The organism is Agromyces sp. NPDC052230 (assembly GCF_040679595.1).
Taxonomy (GTDB): Bacteria; Actinomycetota; Actinomycetes; order Actinomycetales; family Microbacteriaceae; genus Agromyces.
This window is the reverse complement of record NZ_JBFAVC010000001.1, coordinates 373,427-390,227: the sequence shown is the minus strand read 5'-3', so window position 1 is coordinate 390,227 and position 16,801 is coordinate 373,427. Positions and strand designations below refer to the sequence as shown.

Genomic DNA, 16,801 nt, shown 5'->3' with positions numbered 1-16,801 from the left:
GCCTGTGGAGGAGGAGTCGTGGTCGAAGCGGGCCTCAGTACCCGCCCACCGCGAGGTGCTGCGCCGCCGAGGCGAGCGCGTCCGCGACCTCCTCGGTGCCCTCGCGCAGCACGCCGACGGTGACGCGCACGTAGTCGCCCCCGGGCCGGCCACGCGGGCCGTTCGCGGCATCCGTCGCCTCGGAGGCCGCCAGGAAGGGGGAACCGGCTGCGACCCGGATGCCCGCCGCCGCGAGCTGCACGAGCGCCGAGCGCTCGCTGAGCACCGGCATCCACAGGTTGATGCCGTCGGCGTGGGCGACCGGCACACCACGGGCGCGCAGGGCGTCGCCGAGGGCGCGTTGCCGCGTGTAGTACTGCCGCCGCGCTTCAGCCACGGCGTCGATCGACGACCCCTCGGTGAGCAGGTCGAGCAGGATGCGCTGCAGCATCCGGGAGGTCCAGCCGGGGCCGAGCATGCGGCGTGCGGCGATGCGCTCGACGAGGTCGGCGGGCCCGCTGACGGCGGCGATGCGCAGGTCGGGTCCGTGCGACTTCGAGAAGCTGCGCACGTGCACGACGCGGTCGGGCAGCCACGTGCCGAGGGTGACATCGCCCTCCGTGGAGATGAGCCCCGAGTGGTCGTCTTCGATCACGATGAGGTCGTCGACGTCGCGGGCGGAGCGGATGACGCGGGCCAGTTCCTCAGCGCGAGAGGCCGTCATCGACGCGCCCGTGGGGTTCTGCGCGCGCGGCTGCTGCAGCACCGCGACCGGCCGTCCCTGCAGCGCCGCCGCGAGCGCCTCGGGCACCATGCCGTGCTCGTCGAGCCGCACCGGCACCGCCTCGGCGCCGAGCATGTCGAGCAGGTCCAGGAACGGTGGGAATCCCGGATGCTCCACCACGACCCGGTCGCCGAATCGCACGAGCTGCTCGAGCGTGCGCGAGATCGCGTCGAGCGCGCCGTCGACGACCATGATCGACTCGGCCGGCGACGGCCAGGAGCCCGCGAGCACGGCCGCGAGCCCCGGGATCACGGGCACGTCCTGGTAGCTGCCCGTCTCGGCGCGCGCCGACACCCGCGAGAGCGCCGGCCCGAGCGGGGGCAGCAGCAGCGGGTCGGGGGTGCCGCGCGAGAGGTCGAGGCGCACGGGATCGTCAGGGGCGGCCATGCCGCGCATGCGTGGCGCCAGGCGACTCGGCGGCGTGGGTCGCACGAAGCTCCCGGCCCGGCCGCGCGACTCGATGAGGCCGGCACGGGAGAGCGCCTGCCAGGCCTGGCTGATCGTCGCCGGGCTCACGCCGAGGGCCCCGGCGAGCTCGCGCACGGTGGGTAGGCGGTCGCCGCCGGCCAGCTCGCCGGTGTTCACGAGCCGGGCGATGACGCCCGCGATGCCGCGTGGAGTCGTGTCGGGGAACTCGGCGAGCGCGGTCAACGCCGGGGCATCCGCTCGAACAGGATTCACATGAATACCTGACACGACCATTGCCTCCTCACGAAGCAAGGGACAGGATAAGTAACCACAGCGTCACAGAGTGAAACAAAAGAGAAATGTTCACGCCGAACAATAACAGAACGGGTCCAAGCTCGTTCGGCGGTTCCTCCGGGAGCAGCCACTCGGCATTTCCCCCTCGGCGCCAACGCAACGCCCGGTGAGTACCTGACACGAGCACCACCCGCCAGGCCACACACCGAGCTGACGGCAACGGCGCCGACCGACTCAGGAGGCAATATGACGATCGTCAAAGCGGCCATCACGCAGACGACCTGGACCGGCGACAAGGAGTCCATGCTCGACAAGCACGAGCAGTTCGCCCGCCAAGCGAAGGAGCAGGGCGCCCAGGTCATCTGCTTCCAGGAGCTCTTCTACGGTCCGTACTTCGGCATCACCGAGGACGTCAAGTACTACGACTACGCCGAGCCCGCCGATGGCCCGATCGTGCAGCGCTTCGCCGCGCTCGCGAAGGAGCTCGGCATGGTGATGATCCTTCCGATCTACGAGGAGGAGCAGCCGGGCGTCTACTACAACACGGCGGTCGTGGTCGACTCCGACGGCACGATCCTCGGCAAGTACCGCAAGCACCACATCCCGAACCTCGACAAGTTCTGGGAGAAGTTCTACTTCCGCCCCGGCAACCTCGGCTACCCGGTGTTCAACACCGCGGTCGGCCCGGTCGGCGTGTACATCTGCTACGACCGGCACTTCCCCGAGGGGTGGCGCGAGCTGGGTCTCAACGGCGCGCAGATCGTGTTCAACCCCAACGCGACCAAGCCCGCGCTCTCGAACCGCCTGTGGGAGATCGAGCAGCCCGCCGCGGCCGCCGCGAACGGGTACTACGTCGCCGCACCGAACCGCGTCGGCACCGAGGACAACGAGTACGGCGACCTCGCCGTGACCTTCTACGGCAAGAGCCAGTTCGTCGACCCCCGCGGCAACCTCGTGGGCGACTACGGCTCCGACGAGCACGAGGAGGTCGTGATCCGCGACCTCGACCTCGACCTCATCCGCGAGGTGCGCAACTCCTGGCAGTTCTACCGCGACCGCCGGCCCGAGTCGTACACGTCGATCCCCAAGCCGTAGGCCGAGAGTCGCGAAGGAGCGAGCAACATGACGACCACCCTCATCTCCGGCGGCACCGTGGTGAGCGCGACGGGTCGCGCCGCCGCCGACGTCCTCGTCGACGGCGAGACCATCGTCGCCGTGCTGCAGCCCGGCAGTTCAGTGCTCGGCACGGATGTCGCGGCATCCGTCGACCGGGTCATCGACGCGTCGGGCAAGTACGTGATCCCCGGCGGCATCGACGCGCACACGCACATGCAGTTGCCGTTCGGCGGCACCGAGGCATCCGACACCTTCGAATCCGGGACCCGGGCCGCCGCGCACGGCGGCACGACGTCGATCATCGACTTCGCCGTGCAGACCTACGGGCAGCGCATCGAAGACGGGCTCGCGGCGTGGCACGAGAAGGCCGACGGCAACTGCGCCATCGACTACGGCTTCCACCAGATCGTCGGCGACGTCAACGAGGCATCGCTCGCGGCCATGAGGAAGCTGCCCGACGAGGGCATCACGAGCTTCAAGATGTTCATGGCGTATCCGGGCGTCTTCTACTCGGATGACGCGCAGATCCTGAAGGCCATGCAGGTGTCGCGCGACACCGGGCTGCTCACGATGATGCACGCCGAGAACGGCCCCGCGATCGACGTGCTCGCCGCCCAGCTCGTCGAGCAGGGCAAGACCGACCCGTACTACCACGGCATCGCCCGCGCCTGGGAGATGGAGGAGGAGGCCACCCACCGCGCGATCATGCTCGCGAAGCTCACGGGTGCGCCGCTCTACGTGGTGCACGTGTCGGCGAAGCAGGCGGTCGAGCAACTCGCGTGGGCGCGCGACAAGGGTCAGAACGTGTTCGGCGAGACGTGCCCGCAGTACCTCTACCTGTCGCTCGAGGACCAGCTCGGCGCGAAGGGCGACGAGTGGGGCGCCTTCGAGGGCGCGAAATGGGTGTGCTCGACACCGCTGCGGAGCCGCGCCGAGGGCCACCAGGACTCGATGTGGCAGGCGTTGCGCACGAACGACCTGCAGATGGTCTCGACCGACCACTGCCCGTTCTGCATGAAGGGCCAGAAGGAGCTCGGCCTCGGCGACTTCCGCAAGATCCCGAACGGGATCGGCTCGATCGAGCACCGCATGGACCTCATGTACCAGGGCGTCGTGACGGGCGAGATCACGCTCGAGCGGTGGGTGGAGCTCACGAGCACCACGCCCGCACGCATGTTCGGCCTCTACGGCACCAAGGGCGTCATCCAGCCCGGCGCCGACGCCGACATCGTCGTGTACGACCCGAACGGCCACACGTCGATCGGCCTCGACAAGACCCATCACATGAACATGGACTACTCCGCGTGGGAGGGCTACGAGATCGACGGCAAGGTCGACACGGTCATGAGTCGGGGCAAGGTCGTCGTCGAGGACGACGCCTACGTCGGCGCGAAGGGCGACGGCCGCTACCTCAAGCGCGGCCTGAGCCAGTACCTGATCTGAGGAGCACGATGGAATTCGGAGCGGTCCTGCAGACCAACCCACCGGCGTCGCGAACCGTGCAGCTCGCGAAGCTCGCCGAGGTGCACGGGTTCACCCACGTGTGGACGTTCGACTCGCACATCCTCTGGCAGGAGCCGTACGTCATCTACAGCCAGATCCTCGCGCAGACGCAGCGCATCAAGGTGGGCCCGTTCGTCACGAACCCGGCCACGCGCGACTGGACCGTGACGGCGTCGGTGTTCGCGACGCTCAACGAGATGTTCGGCAACCGCACGGTGTGCGGCATCGGCCGCGGCGACTCTGCGGTGCGCGTCACCAATGGCAAGCCGACGACGATCGCCGAGCTGCGCGAGTCGATCCACGTGATCCGGGAGCTCGGCAACTCGCGCGCGGTCGACTACCACGGCTCGAAGATCCAGCTCCCGTGGAGCCGTGGTTCCGAGCTCGAGGTGTGGGTCGCCGCGTACGGGCCGATGGCGCTGAAGCTCGCGGGCGAGGTGGGCGACGGATTCATCCTGCAGCTCGCCGACGTCGACATCGCCTCCTGGATGATCCAGTCCGTGCGGCGGGCCGCAGAGGACGCCGGACGCGACCCCGCCGAGGTCAAGTTCTGCGTCGCCGCGCCCATGTACATCGGCGACGACTGGGAGCACATGCGCGACCAGTGCCGGTGGTTCGGTGGCATGGTCGGCAACCACGTCGCCGACATCGTCGCGAAGTACGGCAAGGCGGGTGAGATCCCCACCGCGCTCACCGACTACATCGAGGGACGCGAGAGCTACGACTACAACCAGCACGGCCGCGCCGGAAACGTGCACACGGAGTTCGTGCCCGACGAGATCGTGGAGCGCTTCTGCCTGCTCGGCTCCGCGAGCGAGCACATCGAGAAGCTCGAGCAGCTGAAGGCCCTCGGCGTCGACCAGTTCGCGGGGTACCTCCAGCACGACAACAAGGAGGAGACCCTCCGCGTCTACGGCGAGACCGTCATTCCCGCGCTCTCCGAGCACATCCGGGCGAAGGCGTGAGCGGGACCGACGTGCGCGAGGCGGATTCGGTGACGGATGTCGCGGTGACGGATGCCTCGGCGCCCGAGCGCGACATCCGCTCGCCTCGCCGTCCTCGTGGCGGCCGCCGACTCGCGACCTGGCTCTGGGGACTCGCGGGCATCGTCGTCATCGCGCTCGTCTGGGAGGCATACAAGCTGCTCGGACCGGCCGACGGCGTCGTGATCGGCGACGCGCGGGTCCTTCCCCGCACGACCGATCTCGCGATGCCGCACGTGTGGGAGATGATCGGGCGCCTCGCCGAGCCCGTGACGCGCTCGCCGTCGGCGCTGCCGCTGTGGCTCGTGATCGTGCTCGCCGCGGTCACGACGCTCGGGATCGCGGCGGCCGGATGGCTCGTCGGACTCGTCGTGGGCGTGGGCCTCGCCCTCGTGATGCAGCGCTGGCGCGTTGCCGAGTGGGGCCTGCTGCCCTGGATCGTGCTCAGCCAGACCGTGCCGCTCATCGCCTTCGCGCCCGTCGTGAAGAGCTGGGGCTCGCGCGTCGAGATCGGCGCCTTCGAGTGGCAGGACTGGATGTCGGTCGCCCTCATCGCGAGCTACCTCGCGTTCTTCCCCATCGCGGTGGGCGCGCTCAAGGGCCTGCAGTCGCCCGACGTGATCCACGAGGAGCTCATGCAGACCTACGCGGCGGGCTACTGGCAGACACTCGTGAAGCTGCGGTTCCCGGCCGCCGTGCCGTACCTGCTGCCGGCACTCAGACTGGGCGCCGCGAACGCCGTGGTGGGCGCCGTCGTCGCCGAGGTGTCGACGGGCCTGCAGGGCGGCATCGGCCGGATCCTCATCCAATTCGCCGGTCAGGCGTCGGGCGACCCGGCGAAGCCGTGGGGCCCGATCTTCGGGGCCGTCGTGCTCGGCCTGGTGGCCGCCGGCTCGGTCGCGCTGCTCGGCGTGATCCTCAGGAACTACCGACGAACGGAGGAGGCCGCATGAGCGAGCCGGTCACGCAGGTGAGCGCACCGGCGGTCGAGGTGCGCGGAGTCGACAAGGTGTTCGAGACCCGGTCGGGGCACGTGCAGGCGTTGGAGTCGATCGATCTCACGGTGGCCGCCGGCGAGTTCGTCTCGCTCATCGGTCCGAGCGGATGCGGCAAGTCGACCCTCATGCGGCTCGTCGCCGATCTCGACGAGCCGACGACGGGCAGCGTCGAGGTGTTCGGCAAGACGTCGCGTCAGGCTCGGCTCGACCAGGAGTACGGCATCGCGTTCCAGCAGGCCGGGCTGCTCCCCTGGCGCACGGTCGCCGGGAACGTCGCGCTCCCTCTCGAACTGCACGGCGTGGCATCCGCTGCTCGAACCTCGCGCGTCGAGGAGCTGCTCGAGATGGTCGGCCTCACGGACTTCACCGATCGTTACCCCGACCAGCTCTCGGGCGGCATGCAGCAGCGCGTCGCCATCGCCCGGGCACTCGCCGAGCAGCCGCGACTGCTGCTCATGGACGAGCCGTTCGGTGCGCTCGACGAGATGACGCGCGAGAAGATGCAGACCGAGCTCGTGCGCATCTCGGCCGAGACGGGTGCCGCCGTGGTGTTCGTCACGCACTCGATCCCCGAGGCCGTGTTCCTGTCGGACCGCGTCGTCGTGATGTCGCCGCGGCCCGGACGCATCCGCGAGGTCGTGCCGATGCGGCTCGGCGCCGAGGCCCGGCGCGCCGAACGCACCGAGGAGCTGCGCGAGGAGCGGGCGTTCTTCGACATGGTCACGGCCGTGCGCGAGGCCCTGCACGGCGGGTCGCCCGTCGGCACGGGCACGCGCGGAGTGGAGACGCGCTGATGTCCGCCGGCGCCGTCATCGCCTCGACCGCACGCGGGCGGCCGAAGGGCATGAGTCCGCGCACCGAGGCGACGCTGCGGATCGTCGCGCCGCTCGCCGTCGGGCTCATCGTGCTCGGCATCTGGCAGTTCCTCGTGAGCGTCGTCGGCGTCTCGGACTACCTGCTGCCGAGTCCCGCGTCGATCATCGAGGAGCTCGTCGCCTCCTGGTCGTCGATCGTGCAGGCCACCCTGCTCACGGGCACCAACTCGCTCATCGGACTCGTGCTGGGCGCCATCCTCGGCATCCTGCTCGCCGCGCTCGCCGCACGCTGGCGCACGGTCGACCGCATGAGCGCGCCGGTGGTGGCCATGCTCGCGGTCGTGCCGATCGTCGCGCTCGCGCCCGTGCTGAACTCGATGTTCGGTGCCGACAGCCAGTTCGGACGGCAGGCGATCGCCACGCTCGCGGCGTTCGTGCCCGTGTTCCTCAACACCCTCCGCGGATTCCGCCAGACCGTGCCCGTGCACCGCGACCTCATGAAGGCGTACGCCGCGTCGTCGGGGCAGGTGCTGCGCACGCTCACGCTGCCGACGGCCCGACCGTTCATCCTCACCGGCATCCGCATCGCCTCGTCGCTCGCCGTCATCTCGGCGCTCGTCGCCGAGTACTTCGGAGGCCCGCGCGGCGGCCTCGGCTCGCTCATCTCCACCTCGGCCGCGTCGAGCGCGTATGCCCGCGCGTGGGCGTACGTCGTGGCATCCATCGCCCTCGGCCTCGTCTTCTACCTGGCGACGCTCGCCCTCGAGCGCCTGCTGCAACGCCACATGCCCCAGGTGCGACGACGCCCCTGAAACCCGAGCCACCGCGGCCCTGCGCCGCGGCGGAACACCGCACCACACGCACCACCGCACCACCCGCACCACCGCACCACGCACCGAGAAGCACCACCGAGTAGCACGAAAGGACTGACATGAACCACAGCAGACGTCGCGTCGCGACGGTCGGCGGGCTCGCCCTCGCGGCCGCGCTCGCATTCACCGCATGTTCGGCATCCGGCGACGGTTCGGGTGACGCCGATGGAGGGGGCGACGACCTCACGCCCGTGAAGCTCCAGCTCCAGTGGCTCCCGCAGGGGCAGTTCGCCGGCTACTTCGCGGCCGTCGACCAGGGCTTCTTCGAGGAGGAGGGCCTGGACGTCGAGATCATCCCGTCGGGCGGCGACATCGTGCCGCAGGACGCCCTCGCGAACGGCGACGTGGACTACGCCATCGCCTGGGTGCCGAAGGTGCTCGGCTCGATCGAGCAGGGCGCGAACCTCACCGACATCGCCCAGATCTTCCAGCGCTCGGGCACCCTGCAGGTGTCATGGGCCGACTCGGGCATCGACTCGATCGCCGACTTCGAGGGAAAGAAGATCGGCTCGTGGGGCTTCGGCAACGAGTGGGAGATCTTCGCCGCGATGGCGGCCGAGGGACTCGACGCGTCGACCGTGCAGATCATCACGCAGGACTTCAACATGAACGCCTTCCTGCAGGGCGACATCGACGCGGCCCAGGCGATGACCTACAACGAGTACGCACAGCTGCTCGAGACGACGGATCCCGACACCGGTGAGCTGTACACCGAGGACGACTTCAACGTCATCAGCTACGAGGACACCGAGGGCGCCATGCTCCAGGACGCGATCTGGGCCGATACCGAGCGGCTCGAGAGCGACGAGGAGTACCAGGAGACCACGGTCAAGTTCCTGAAGGCCGTCATCAAGGGATGGATCTACGCCGCCGAGAACCCCGAGGAGGCGTCCGAGATCACCCTCGCCGCCGGCTCGGGTTGGGGTCCGAGCCACGAGCTCTGGATGGTCAACGAGACCAACAAGCTCATCTGGCCGTCGCCCGACGGCATCGGCATCATCGACGAGGCCGCGTGGGAGAAGACCGTGGCGGGCGCGCTCGCCGCGGTGAACGAGGCCGGCGACAACCTCATCACCGAGGAGCCTCCGGCGACCGCGTGGTCGAACGAGTGGATCCAGCAGGCGCTCGACGAACTCGAGGGCGAAGACCTCGACCTCACCGGCGAGAACTTCGAGCCCATCGACGTCACCCTCGAGGAGGGCGGCAACTAGCGAACGGATGCCGCGTGGCCGGTGCATCCCGCCGGCCGCGCGGCACCCATCCGAACGAAAGGCACGCCATGACCGAGAACCTCGCCGAGGACCTCGACGCGCTCGCGCGCGACCTCGACGCCGACCACGTGTTCCACTCGTGGTCGGCCCAGTCGCAGCGCTCGACGCTCGTGGTCGCGAGCGGCCGCGGAACCCGCGTCTGGGACCATGCCGGGCGCGAGTACCTCGACTTCTCGAGCCAGCTCGTGAACGTCAACATCGGCCACCAGCATCCGGCCGTCGTACAGGCGATCCGCGAGCAGGCCGAGCTCCTCACCACGGTCGCACCCTCGACCGTGAACCTCGCACGCGGCGAGGCCGCGAAGCGCATCGTGGGCCACGCGCCGCCCGGCTTCCACAAGGTGTTCTTCACGAACGGCGGCGCCGACGCGATCGAGAACGCGATCCGGATGGCGCGGCTGCACTCGGGCCGCGACAAGATCCTCTCGACCTACCGCTCGTACCACGGCAACACCGGTGCCGCGATCGTGGCGACGGGCGACTGGCGCCGGGTGCCGAACGAGTTCGCGCGCTCGCACGTGCACTTCTTCGGGCCATACCTCTACCGCTCGGAGTTCTGGGCCACGACACCCGAGGAGGAGTCGGAGCGGGCGCTGCAGCACCTGCGACACGTCATCGAGTTCGAGGGGCCGTCGTCGATCGCCGCGATCCTGCTCGAGAGCATCCCGGGCACCGCCGGCATCCTCCTGCCACCGCCCGGGTACCTCGCAGGGGTGCGTGAGCTCGCCGACCAGCACGGCATCCTCCTCATCCTCGACGAGGTGATGGCGGGCTTCGGCCGCACCGGACGCTGGTTCGCGTTCGACGGCTACGACGTGCGCCCCGATCTCATCACGTTCGCGAAGGGCGTGAACTCGGGGTACATCCCGGTGGGCGGCGTCATCATCTCCGATCCCATCGCGGCGACGTTCGACGACCGCGTGTTCCCCGGCGGACTCACGTATTCGGGGCATCCGCTCGCGATGGCCTCGATCGTCGCGGCGCTCGACGCGATGGCGTCGGAGGGCATCGTCGACAACGCCCGCGACGTGGGCGACACGGCGATCGGGCCCGGGCTCGCCGACCTCGCCGAGCGCCACGCCGTGATCGGCGAGGTACGCGGCGAGGGCGTGTTCTGGGCGATGGAGCTCGTCGCCGATCGGGAGACGCGCGAGCCGCTGCCCGCCGCGCAGATGGGCCGCCTCAAGTCCGCGCTCGTCGCGCGCGGGCTCCTGCCGTTCGTCGCCGACAACCGCATCCACGTGGTGCCGCCGTGCGTGGTCACCGCAGAAGAGGTCGCCGAGGCCATGGCGATCTACGATGAAGTATTGGGCACCGCACTCGAAGGAGAGGGCTGACTCATGAGCCAGACACTGACCGAGACCCAGGCGTCGGGCGCCACGACGGCGACCGTCGAGCACTGGATCGACGGGGCATCCGTCGCCGGAGATTCCGACCGCACGGGCCCCATCTACAACCCAGCGCTGGGCGTGGAGCAGAAGCGCGTGCGCTTCGCCTCCACCGACGACGTCGATGTCGCCGTGCAGGCGGCGGCGCGCGCGTTCCCCGGCTGGCGCGACACCTCGATCGCGAAACGCCAGCAGGTGATGTTCACGTTCCGCGAGCTCCTGAACGCCCGCAGCGACGAACTCGCGGCGATCCTCACGAGCGAGCACGGCAAGGTGCTGTCGGATGCCGCGGGCGAGATCGCACGCGGACTCGAGGTCGTCGAGCTCGCCTGCGCCATGCCGGGCTACACGAAGGGCGAGTACTCCGAGAACGTCTCGACGGGCATCGACGTCTACACGACCCGCCAGCCGATCGGCGTGGTCGGCATCATCAGCCCGTTCAACTTCCCGGCCATGGTCCCGCTGTGGTTCTTCCCGCTCGCGATCGCGACCGGCAACACGGTGGTCCTGAAGCCGTCGGAGAAGGACCCGTCGGCGTCGGTCTGGCTCGCGAAGCTCATGCAGGAGGCGGGCCTGCCCGACGGCGTGTTCAACGTCGTGCACGGCGACAAGGTCGCGGTCGACGCGTTGCTGGAGCATCCGACGGTCCGTGCGATCTCGTTCGTGGGGTCCACGCCGATCGCGCAGCACATCTACACGACGGCGACGGCGAACGGCAAGCGCGTGCAGGCGCTCGGCGGCGCCAAGAACCACATGCTCGTGCTGCCCGACGCCGACCTCGACCTCGCCGCGGATGCCGCCGTGAACGCGGGCTTCGGCTCGGCGGGCGAGCGCTGCATGGCGATCTCGGCGCTCATCGCGGTCGACTCGATCGCCGACGAACTGGTGTCGAAGATCAGCGAGCGGATGTCGCGGCTGAAGACCGGCGACGGCACCCGCGGCTGCGACATGGGGCCGCTGATCACGCGGGAGCACCGCGACAAGGTCGCGGGATACCTCGACGTCGCGGCATCCGACGGCGCCACCGTGGTGGTCGACGGACGCGACCCCGACGTCGACGGCGAGCCCGACGGCTTCTGGATGGGTCCGACGCTCGTCGACAAGGTGCCGACCTCGTCGGCCGTCTACCGCGACGAGATCTTCGGCCCCGTGCTGTCGGTCGTGCGCGTCGACGGCTACGAGGAGGGTCTGGAGCTCATCAACTCCTCGCGGTACGGCAACGGCACGGCGATCTTCACCAACGACGGCGGCGCCGCCCGCAAGTTCCAGCGTGAGGTGACCGTCGGCATGGTCGGCATCAACGTGCCGATCCCGGTGCCCGTGGCCTACCACTCGTTCGGCGGCTGGAAGGACTCGCTGTTCGGCGACGCCAAGGCGTACGGCGCCCGCGGGTTCGACTTCTACACGCAGGAGAAGGCGATCACGTCGCGCTGGCTCGACCCGAGCCACGGCGGGCTCAACCTGGGCTTCCCGCAGCACGACTGACGTGATGCGCCTGATGCGTTCCTGCTGATGTGCGTGGTGCGCATGATGCGATAGGATCGCATCATGCGCACCACCGTGAATATCGACGACCAGCTGCTCGGGCAGGCGAAGCGGCGCGCTGCGGCGCGTAACCTGACGCTGGGCGAGTACGTGGAAGAGGCGGTTCGACATGAGCTGCTTCGCGAGTCGGCCAAGCGCGCGCACGTCTCCCTGCCGGTCTTCACACGAGGCACCGGCATGAGGGCCGGCATCGAGCCCTCGAATCGAGGGCTGTTCGACGCGCTCGATGCCGACGGCGAGCGCGCATGATCGTCATCGATGTCAACGTCCTGCTTGCGGCATTCAGGCAAGATCACCAGCAGCACGATCGTGCACGGCCGTGGCTCGAACGCGTTCTCTCCGACGGAGAGGAGATCGTGATCCCCGATGCGGTGTGGATCGGCTTCGTCCGCATCACCACGAACCGGGCGATCTTCGAAGTACCGGCGACGATCGCCGAAGCATTCGAGTTCGTCGCAGCGGTCACCCGGGCCGTGGGGTACCGGGTGATGCCGGGCCTCACCGACGGGCTCTCCCTGTTCGCGCGGGTGTGCCTCGAGTCCGACGCGGCTGGGAACCTCGTTCCCGACGCCTATATCGCGTCGGTCGCGCGCGCGTACGCGTGTCCGGTGGCGAGCTTCGACCGCGACTTCCGTCGGTTCGACGACCTCGAGATCATCGTCCCGGGCTGACTTCCGCCCGGCACGGCTTCAGCGAACGGCGGACTCGGTAGCGGATTCCCGCAGCACGTCCAGGCGGCCTAGGTGTCGGCCGGCGCCGACGGGCGGGGTGGCCACGCCGGAGCGCCGAGTTCCCGCGACACGTTCCGCGCAGCTTCTCGCAGGTCGTTCAGCACCGCGTCGGACGGGGGCCACTCGGTCGCCGGCATCACCACGGCGACCGCGGCGATCACGTCGCCCTCGTCGGAGCAGATCGGCGCCGCAACCGATGCCTCGCCGATGACCGCCTCCTCGTTCTCGAAGCCGAGCGCGTCGCGCCGCACGCGTTCGAACTCCTCGCGCATGCGATCGGGATCGGTCGTGGTCTCCGCCGTGAGGGCACTGAGTGGCCGTGACAACACATCAGCGGCATGCGCCGCGTCGTAGGCCAGGAGCACCTTCCCCATCGCCGAGGCGTGGCTCGGGATCGTCACGCCCGTCTCGGGCATCTGCTCGGTGCCGTCGGGGCGCCGGTCGTGGTGGATGACGATCACCTCGCCGAAGAGCTCGACGCCGAGTCGGGTGGCGAGACCGGTTCGGCTCGACAGCTCGTGCATCCAGCGCATCGATCGGGCGCGCACGTCGAGTGTGTCGAGATAGACGCTCGAGAGCTTGAGGAGCGTTGGGCCGAGAACGTACCTGTTGCCGCTGGACTGCTGGGCGACGAGCCCGTGCGACTGCAGGGACTTCACGATGCCGTGCACGGTCGACGGCGGCAGGTCGAGCGCGGCGGCGAGCTCGCTGATGCCCATGCGACGCGAACCCTGCAGCAGGCCGAGGATCTTCGCGGCCCGGTCGATCGACTGGATCATCGTCCCCCTTCCGGCATCTGGCAGCACAGCGCGTCTTCCCATTCTGTCGGGTTCTTGACAGCGTGAAGTCGAAGGTGCATCATTCGGTATTACCGAATGCAGTTCGACAATGTCGAATCTACATGGTTCCCGAGCCCAAGGGCTCCCCGGTTCAAAGGAGAACAGATCATGGACGACAACAGGACCTGGCAGCGGCTCGCTGCCGAGTTCCTCGGCACGGCGTTCCTCGTCTTCGTCGGCGTCGGCTCGGTGCCGGCCTTCGCACTCGTGCGGGGCGACGCGCCGTTCGCGCCCGCCGATCTCGGCTTCATCTCGCTGGCCTTCGGCACCATCGTGGTGGCGACGGTGTACGTGTTCGGGTACATCTCGGGCAACCACATCAATCCGGCGGTCACCGTCGCGCTCGCGGTCACCGGCAAGTTCGCCTGGCGCGAGGTGCCCGGCTACGTGCTCGCGCAACTGCTCGGCGCCACCGTCGGCGCCTTCGCGATCGTCGGGGCACTCGGCCCGCGGGCGAGCGAGCTCGGCCTCGGCGTGGCGGCGTACGGCGACATCCCGATCTGGCAGGCCTTCACGGCCGAGTTCCTCGGCACGTTCCTGCTCGTGTTCACCGTGTTCGGCGTCATCCACCGCAAGGCGGCCCCCGGCTTCGCCGGCCTCGTGATCGGACTCGTCGTGTTCGCCGCGATCATCCCCGTGGCCCCGGCGACCGGTGCCTCGATCAACCCCGCCCGCACCACCGGTCCGATGCTCGTGCAGCAGATCCTCGGTGGCTCGGTGCAGTGGGAGCAGTGGCCGGTGTACGTCATCGCCGAAGTGGTCGGCGGCATCCTCGCCGGCCTGCTGTTCGGCGTGATCTCGCGCACGCAGGCCGACCGTACCACCCTGACCGAAGCGCTCATCGAAGAGGAGACCCGCGCATGAAGAAGCTCATCAACGCACCGGCGGCAGTGCTCGCCGACGCCCTCAAGGGGGTCGCGGCGGCCCATCCCGACCTCACCGTCGACTTCGAGAACCGCGTGGTTTCGCGCGGGTCGTCGAAGCAGGGGAAGGTCGCGCTCATCTCGGGCGGCGGCTCGGGTCACGAACCGCTGCACAGCGGTTTCGTCGGGTTCGGGATGCTGGATGCCGCGTGCGCCGGCGAGATCTTCACCTCGCCCACTCCCGACCAGATGCTCGCCGCCGCCACGACGGTGAATGCCGGCGCCGGAGTCCTCTTCATCGTGAAGAACTACACCGGCGACGTGCTCAACTTCGAGATGGCCGCCGAGCTCGCCGAGGCCGAGGGCATCTCCGTGAAGACGGTGCTGGTGGCCGACGACGTCGCGGTCGAGGACTCGACGTGGACGGCCGGTCGTCGCGGCGTCGGCACGACCGTGCTGGTCGAGAAGATCGCGGGCGCCGCCGCGGAAGAGGGGCGCGACCTCGAGGCCGTGCACGCCATCGCGACGCGGGTGTCGGAGAACGGCCGCTCGATGGGTGTCGCCCTCACGAGCGCCACGCTCCCCGCGGTCGGGAAGCCGAGCTTCGACCTGCCTGAGGACGAGATCGAGATGGGCGTCGGCATCCACGGCGAGCCGGGCCGCAAGCGGGCGCCGCTCAGGCCGGCGGCCGAGATCGCCGACGAACTGGTGTCGTCGATCGTCGCCGACCACGACTTCACCGGCGCCCCCGTGATCGCGATGCTCAGCGGGCTCGGCGGCACGCCGCTCATCGAGCTCTACGTGATGTACGGCGACGTGGCTTCGCTGCTCGAGCAGCGCGGGATCACCGTGGCACGGGTGCTCGTCGGCGACTACATCACGAGCCTCGACATGGCGGGGTGCTCGCTCACGCTCCTTCGTGCCGACGAGGAGATGCTCCGCCTCTGGGACGCGCCGGTCGGCACCGCGGCGCTGCGGTGGGGGGTCTGAGCCATGACGATGCTTCAGGACCGCCGCAGCCTCACGGTCGACGACCTGATCGCGTGGCTCATCCGATTCGACGAGCAGGTCACCCTGCAGGCCGAGTACCTGACCGAGCTCGACTCCGCCATCGGCGATGCCGACCACGGCACGAACATGGCCAGGGGGACCGCCGCCGTCCGGTCGCGTCTCGAGCATGCTCGGCCCGATGACGCGGGTGCGCTCCTGAAGTCGAGCGCCATGACGCTCGTGTCGACCGTGGGCGGTGCGAGCGGGTCGTTGTACGGCACGCTGTTCCTCGAGATGGCGAAGTCCGTCGGTGCGGCTTCCGAGCTCGACACCGCCGCCGTCGCGGCGGTGTTCCGAGCCGGGGTAGCCGGCGTCGTCGCCCGGGGCCGTGCCGAGCCGGGTGACAAGACCATGGTCGATGCGCTCCAGCCGACGGTGGATGCCCTGGACGCGGCGGTCGTCGCCGGAACGCCCCTCGACGAGGCACTGCAGGCGGCGGCGGCCGCCGCGGCGACCGGTCGTGACGCGACCCTCCCGCTCGTCGCCCGCAAGGGACGCGCGAGCTACCTCGGCGACCGCAGCGCCGACCATCTCGATCCCGGCGCGACCTCCGCGGCGATCCTGGTGCAGTCGCTCGCGGACTCGCACGCGGAGCGCAGCCGATGATCGGGCTCGTCATCGTGTCGCACAGCCCCCGGCTCGCGGAGGCGGCGGTGGAGTTGGCCCTGCAGATGGTGCACGACGGCGCTCCTCCGGTGCGCATCGCCGCGGGCGTCGAGGGACGTTTCGGCACGGATGCCGCGGCCGTCGCGGCGGCCATCGACGAGGTCGCCGGCATCGGCGCCGATGGCGTGCTCGTCGTCACCGACCTCGGCTCGGCTGTGCTGAGCTCCGGGCTGGCACTCGAGCTGCGGGAGTCGAGCGTGGAGGTGATCGTGAGCGGGGGCCCGTTCGTCGAGGGGATCACCGCCGGACTGGTGCTCGCCGCGACCGGCGCTCCGCTCGCCGACGTGGCGCGCGAGGTCTCGGTCGCGCTCGACGCGAAGGCGGCCCAGCTCGACCCATTGCCGGACCCGGTCGCCGCGTCGCCGGCCACCGCGGATCCGCTCTCGGCGGACGAGGTGCTCATCAACCCCGAGGGCCTGCACGCGCGTCCCGCCGCCATGTTCGTGCAGGCCGTCGGCCGGTACGACGCCGTCGTCGACGTGACGAACCTGACGACGGGCGCAGGCCCGGTCACGGCGAAGAGCCTCATCGGCCTGCTCTCGCTCGGGGCGAAGCAGGGCGACCGCCTCCGACTCGACGGTCAGGGTCCCGACGCGGCAAGCGCCGTCGGCGCGCTTCGCGGCCTCCTCGCCGACGGATTCGGCGAGGCGACGGCCGCGGCGGGCTGACGGCGGGCGATGTCGGCGCCCGACGACG

Annotated in this window: 17 protein-coding genes; 15 read left to right on the top strand and 2 right to left on the bottom strand. The window is 69.7% G+C overall.

All coding sequences use genetic code 11. The annotated features are described in order from the left end of the window. Nucleotides 1-34: 34 nt before the first annotated feature. On the bottom strand, nt 35-1,459 hold the full coding sequence (locus tag AB0K73_RS01895; RefSeq protein ID WP_360510885.1) for an aminotransferase class I/II-fold pyridoxal phosphate-dependent enzyme: 1,425 nt from the start codon (nt 1,457-1,459) through the stop codon (nt 35-37). A 252-nt stretch (nt 1,460-1,711) separates the two neighbouring features. On the opposite strand from AB0K73_RS01895, the gene AB0K73_RS01890 reads away from it, so the two are divergent. From AB0K73_RS01890 to AB0K73_RS01840, 11 genes are all read left to right on the top strand, one after another. Beyond that, nucleotides 1,712-2,560 carry a nitrilase-related carbon-nitrogen hydrolase gene (locus AB0K73_RS01890; protein ID WP_360510886.1) on the top strand — a complete coding sequence of 283 codons (849 nt, stop codon included), beginning with the start codon at nt 1,712-1,714 and terminating at the stop codon, nt 2,558-2,560. 27 nt (nt 2,561-2,587) lie between these two features. Next, complete coding sequence (gene hydA, locus AB0K73_RS01885; protein ID WP_360510887.1) at nt 2,588-4,024, top strand: dihydropyrimidinase; 1,437 nt, start codon at nt 2,588-2,590, stop codon at nt 4,022-4,024. A gap of 8 nt (nt 4,025-4,032) precedes the next feature. Next, a complete protein-coding gene (locus AB0K73_RS01880) occupies nt 4,033-5,049 on the top strand; it encodes a TIGR03842 family LLM class F420-dependent oxidoreductase (RefSeq protein ID WP_360510888.1) in 1,017 nt (338 codons plus the stop codon). 140 nt (nt 5,050-5,189) lie between these two features. Further along, nucleotides 5,190-6,020, top strand: a complete 831-nt coding sequence (locus AB0K73_RS01875) for an ABC transporter permease subunit (protein ID WP_360511289.1) — start codon at nt 5,190-5,192, stop codon at nt 6,018-6,020. Beyond that, nucleotides 6,017-6,859 (top strand): ABC transporter ATP-binding protein, encoded by an 843-nt coding sequence (locus AB0K73_RS01870; protein WP_360510889.1) that lies wholly within the window; start codon nt 6,017-6,019, stop codon nt 6,857-6,859. The genes AB0K73_RS01875 and AB0K73_RS01870 overlap by 4 nt, the downstream gene beginning before the upstream one ends. Further along, nucleotides 6,859-7,692 carry an ABC transporter permease subunit gene (locus AB0K73_RS01865; RefSeq protein ID WP_360510890.1) on the top strand — a complete coding sequence of 278 codons (834 nt, stop codon included), beginning with the start codon at nt 6,859-6,861 and terminating at the stop codon, nt 7,690-7,692. Before AB0K73_RS01870 ends, AB0K73_RS01865 begins: the two co-directional genes overlap by 1 nt. Before the next feature lie 119 nt (nt 7,693-7,811). Further along, the gene (locus AB0K73_RS01860; RefSeq protein ID WP_360510891.1) at nt 7,812-8,963 is read left to right on the top strand and encodes an ABC transporter substrate-binding protein; all 1,152 of its coding nucleotides are present in this window, start codon (nt 7,812-7,814) and stop codon (nt 8,961-8,963) included. A gap of 68 nt (nt 8,964-9,031) precedes the next feature. Then, on the top strand, nt 9,032-10,360 hold the full coding sequence (locus tag AB0K73_RS01855) for an aspartate aminotransferase family protein (RefSeq protein ID WP_360510892.1): 1,329 nt from the start codon (nt 9,032-9,034) through the stop codon (nt 10,358-10,360). Between the two features lie 3 nt (nt 10,361-10,363). Then, nucleotides 10,364-11,896 (top strand): CoA-acylating methylmalonate-semialdehyde dehydrogenase, encoded by a 1,533-nt coding sequence (locus AB0K73_RS01850; protein WP_360510893.1) that lies wholly within the window; start codon nt 10,364-10,366, stop codon nt 11,894-11,896. 63 nt (nt 11,897-11,959) lie between these two features. Further along, nucleotides 11,960-12,205 (top strand): hypothetical protein, encoded by a 246-nt coding sequence (locus AB0K73_RS01845; RefSeq protein ID WP_360510894.1) that lies wholly within the window; start codon nt 11,960-11,962, stop codon nt 12,203-12,205. Continuing rightward, nucleotides 12,202-12,627, top strand: coding sequence for a TA system VapC family ribonuclease toxin (locus AB0K73_RS01840; protein WP_360510895.1), 426 nt, complete (start codon nt 12,202-12,204; stop codon nt 12,625-12,627). Before AB0K73_RS01845 ends, AB0K73_RS01840 begins: the two co-directional genes overlap by 4 nt. A gap of 68 nt (nt 12,628-12,695) precedes the next feature. On the opposite strand, the gene AB0K73_RS01835 is transcribed toward AB0K73_RS01840, so the two are convergent. After that, a complete protein-coding gene (locus AB0K73_RS01835) occupies nt 12,696-13,466 on the bottom strand; it encodes an IclR family transcriptional regulator (RefSeq protein WP_360510896.1) in 771 nt (256 codons plus the stop codon). 168 nt (nt 13,467-13,634) lie between these two features. On the opposite strand from AB0K73_RS01835, the gene AB0K73_RS01830 reads away from it, so the two are divergent. Genes AB0K73_RS01830 through AB0K73_RS01815 form a run of 4 tightly spaced genes read left to right on the top strand, consistent with a single transcriptional unit; the run spans nt 13,635 to nt 16,773 of the window. Continuing rightward, the gene (locus AB0K73_RS01830) at nt 13,635-14,390 is read left to right on the top strand and encodes an MIP/aquaporin family protein (RefSeq protein WP_360510897.1); all 756 of its coding nucleotides are present in this window, start codon (nt 13,635-13,637) and stop codon (nt 14,388-14,390) included. Continuing rightward, nucleotides 14,387-15,379, top strand: coding sequence for a dihydroxyacetone kinase subunit DhaK (dhaK, locus tag AB0K73_RS01825; RefSeq protein WP_360510898.1), 993 nt, complete (start codon nt 14,387-14,389; stop codon nt 15,377-15,379). The genes AB0K73_RS01830 and dhaK overlap by 4 nt, the downstream gene beginning before the upstream one ends. 3 nt (nt 15,380-15,382) lie before the next feature. Beyond that, the gene (gene dhaL, locus AB0K73_RS01820) at nt 15,383-16,045 is read left to right on the top strand and encodes a dihydroxyacetone kinase subunit DhaL (RefSeq protein WP_360510899.1); all 663 of its coding nucleotides are present in this window, start codon (nt 15,383-15,385) and stop codon (nt 16,043-16,045) included. Further along, entirely contained in the window at nt 16,042-16,773 is a 732-nt protein-coding gene (locus AB0K73_RS01815; RefSeq protein ID WP_360510900.1) for an HPr family phosphocarrier protein, read from the top strand. Before dhaL ends, AB0K73_RS01815 begins: the two co-directional genes overlap by 4 nt. Nucleotides 16,774-16,801: the final 28 nt, after the last annotated feature.